Annotated in this window: 1 protein-coding gene; it reads left to right on the top strand. The window is 63.5% G+C overall.

Annotated elements, in window-relative coordinates:
* On the top strand, nt 1-3,582 hold a 3,582-nt coding region (locus OXG98_12160; GenBank protein ID MCY3772755.1), incomplete at both ends, for a type IV secretory system conjugative DNA transfer family protein.

The raw sequence follows: 3,582 nt of genomic DNA, 5'->3' as shown, positions 1-3,582 counted from the left end.
CTGGCGTCGTTCGCGACGGCGGGCGTCGCGGCTGTTGCCGCCGTGTCGATGGCCGCCTGGTATGCATTGGTGGGCCTTCAATGGACGGGGGAGCAAACGAAGGCGGCTGCGCCGGCCAGGCCTGTCAACAGACTTTCCGATGCGGCCTGGGCCGGCCGGGCCGAGGTAATCGACCGTTTCTCGACTCCGGGCGGAATCGTGCTGGGCGAGCTCACCGACCCGCGCCGGAAGTTCAGGTTCGATCCCGCGGTTCCAAAGCGGTGGGGGCGTCAGGGCAAGGGTCCCCTGATCACGCTGGATCCGGCCGCCGGCAACGCCCACAGCCTGGTGTTTTCCGGATCGGGGAGCTTCAAGACCGTCGGAATCGCGATTCCCAATGCTCTCACCTTTGCGGGATCGCTGATCGTCATTGATCCCAAGGGCGAGATTCACGCCGCGACGAGCGCGGTGAGGTCCGCGCGCGGCCGCAAACCGTGGCTGGTAACCGAAGAGGACGGGCTCGATCCAATTCGCCTGCTGACAGCTGCCCGGCCGAACGACGGGACGGTGTTCGATTCCATCGCGGAGTTCCTGCTGCCGCAGGCTGGCGACGAAAAAGCCGATTCATCGACCTTCTTTCACCAGAAAGCTGTCCGCCTGCTATCGGCATTGCTTGGCCACCTGTACTACACCAAGGAAGAGGGCACAGATCTGTTCATGGCGGCCAATCGAATCCTTGCGTTCGAACCGGATGCCCTCAAGGCCCGTTTCGAGGAAGCGGCCGAGGTCCATTCGGAATACCCTGATCGCGAATTCATTCACGTCGGTCTTTCCGAGGTTGGAAACACCGAGCCGCGCCAGCTCTCGGGCGTGACTGCCACTGCCGCCAACGGCCTGTCCTGGGCGGGCCATGCGTCGACGCGAGGATTCCTGGCGGCCAAACTGCGCGACTGTGCTTCCAAGCCGCCCGACGGCGAGGCCCTGCTTGCGCGTGTGCTCGACGACAATACCGACATCTATTTCCGAATCCCGACGCCGGTCCTCCAGGCCAACCCGGGAATCGCCCGGGTGTTGATCGGTTCCCTTGTGCGCGTCCTCCGGGATTCCGCGATGGAGGCGGACAAAAAGGCCCGTGAGGACGTGAAGGATCCGAAAGCCCCGAAGGCTGATGCAAAGGCGCCTGATTTGCGGAAGGAGAAGAGTGGGCCAGCCTTAGGCGATGACGGGGAGGGCGGCAAGGACGGAGCAAAGCCTCCGGAAAGGAAGCAGCGTTCGCGGCGGCTGTTCCTGATCGATGAAGCACGGGCAATGCGCCGGATGGACACGCTCGCCGCTGTTCGCGACGAGGGGCGGGCATACGGAATCCACCTGCTGCAGATATTCCAGTCGTGGCAACAGGTTCTCGAATGTTACGGGCATCATGGCGCCGGTGCCTGGGCCAACTCGGTGGACGCCGTGGTCATCGGCCCGGTCTCGGACGCGCGACAGGCCCAGGAGTTGAGCCGAATGGTCGGAAGACACACCGTGGTCACCTCATCGACGTCGAAGCAGCGCAATGCCCAGATGTTCATGCCGTTTTCCGGCACCGCCGGATCTTCGGAATCCACCCAACTCCGCGAACTCGATCTGATCCAGCCTTCGGAATTGCGTCAAATCCCGCCCGAGGCCGCCATCATCCTGGCGGTCGGAACAGCGCCCATCATGGCGTCCAAGGCGATCTGGTTCACGCGGGCGGACATGACGAGATTGGTCGACCAGGCCAAATCGTCATCAACCTCTGAAAATCCTCGTGCCGAGGCGTCTGTTCCGGTTGCCGAGGATGTGTCCGGCGAAGTCGAGGCCGCCGCCGCCGAGACGGATGCCGAGGACAGTCCCGCTCCCGAGCCGGTGAAAGAGCAGGGCGTTACGGATACACCTGTTTCCCATGAAGGTGCTGGCGATCCACCAGACATGGCGGCGGGTCAGGGCCGGTTTCAGCCGGCGGGTGATGTCACAGGTACTGGCGTTGACGCTGGTGCGGTCGCAGAACAGCCGTCCGGAGGCGTTGAAGAAGGAAATGCGGACACGCCGCCACAGGCTGCCCGTGGCCTTGGGGCGCAAATCCATGAAATCGAGTTCGGCGATTTGGGCCGGGTGGCCGGCCAGCTCTGGCTGGGGCTGGACGATGCCGGCCGTGCCGCCACCGTCATCCTCGCATCGACCGAAGAAATCCGGGCTGAGATCAACGATACGGTCCGCAAGGGCCTCGCAGCAGAAGAGGTTCTGCACGGTCGGGAATTCGAACTCCACCGGCTGATCTCGCGCGGCATGACCCCTGCCCAGAAGGCTGACATCCGCAACTGGGCCGAGGGCGACGCGGCCGTGTTTCGAAGCGATCTCCGGGGTGGCAAGGCACGGAAGGGCGAATGTTTTACTGTTGTTGCGATCGAGGGCGATCATGCGATCCTCGCCCATGACGACGGCCGGGAGTTCAAGGTCCAGCCTGGCAGCAAGAGCCTCAGTTACCAGGTTGAACTTTACGAACCGATGCCGATCTGCATTCGGGCCGGGGATCATGTCCGCTGGACCCGCGACGACCTCCACCGGGGACTGGTGAGCGGACAGTGTGCCGCCATTCTCGGGGTCGGGCCGAAGGCGGTACGGCTGGAAACGGAGGAGGGGCGGGAACTGCGGCTCCTCCGGGATGATGGTCAACTGCGCCATTTCGACCATGCCTACAGCTCGCCTGTTCACGGTGCCCAGGGGATCTCTGGGGACCAGGTGATTGCGGTGATCAATTCTGGTTTCGGGAACCTCGCGGATCAGGCTGCCTTCTGTGTGGAGGCCTGCCGGGATCGGAACGACTTTGTGGTGCTGACCGACAACCGTCGGCAGCTAGTCGAGATGCTGGAAGCAGCAGGGGAATGTCCCGGTGACGGGGGGCCGGAAGCCACCCGGACGGTCGTTCTTGCGGACAAGGAACGGATCCCGCCGGCGGGCGAGGCTTTCACGACGCCCAGGGAAAGCGATGACGATCTTCTTGCCAACGTTTTTCGTGGAAGCGGGGATGACGGTGGTGTCGCGGCGGATCCGGATGTCTTTGCAGATGAAAATGCCATTGCAAGGGGTGACATGGTCATCGGTCCTCACGCCGTCAACGAGCCACCACGCGCGGCCGGCGAAGGTGCAGCGGAGGCAAACCGGGAGGAGATTCCAACCCCGGTTGAGCGTGGTGTCCTCCGTTCGCTGGGAGTGCTCGAAATGGCGGCAGCCTGGTACCGAAACCAGTTGCAGGGCAATCAAGGAGCCGCGGTGCGGGCGTATCTCAAGGGGCGGGGATTCGATGCAGAGTCCCAGGGGCGGCGAGGTTTCGGTTACGCACCACGAAAATACGGCGCGCTGTCGGCGGCGTTCAAGGCACAGGGCGTCACTGTCGACGAGCTCATCGCGGCGGGCCTCGTCGGGCGGAATGAAAAGGACGGTTCCACCTACGATCGCTTCCGTGACAGGCTGATGTTTCCGATCGAAGACGAGGATGGTCGCTGCATAGCCTTCGGCGGCCGGACGATGAATTCAAAGGCGATGGCGACGTTCCTCAACTCGCCGCAAACCCGAATCTTCTAC

Source organism: Gemmatimonadota bacterium (genome assembly GCA_026706345.1).
In the GTDB taxonomy this organism is placed as follows: domain Bacteria; phylum JAAXHH01; class JAAXHH01; order JAAXHH01; family JAAXHH01; genus JAAXHH01.
The sequence above is the reverse complement of the archived record's forward strand: the minus strand, read 5'-3'. Positions and strand labels throughout refer to the sequence as shown.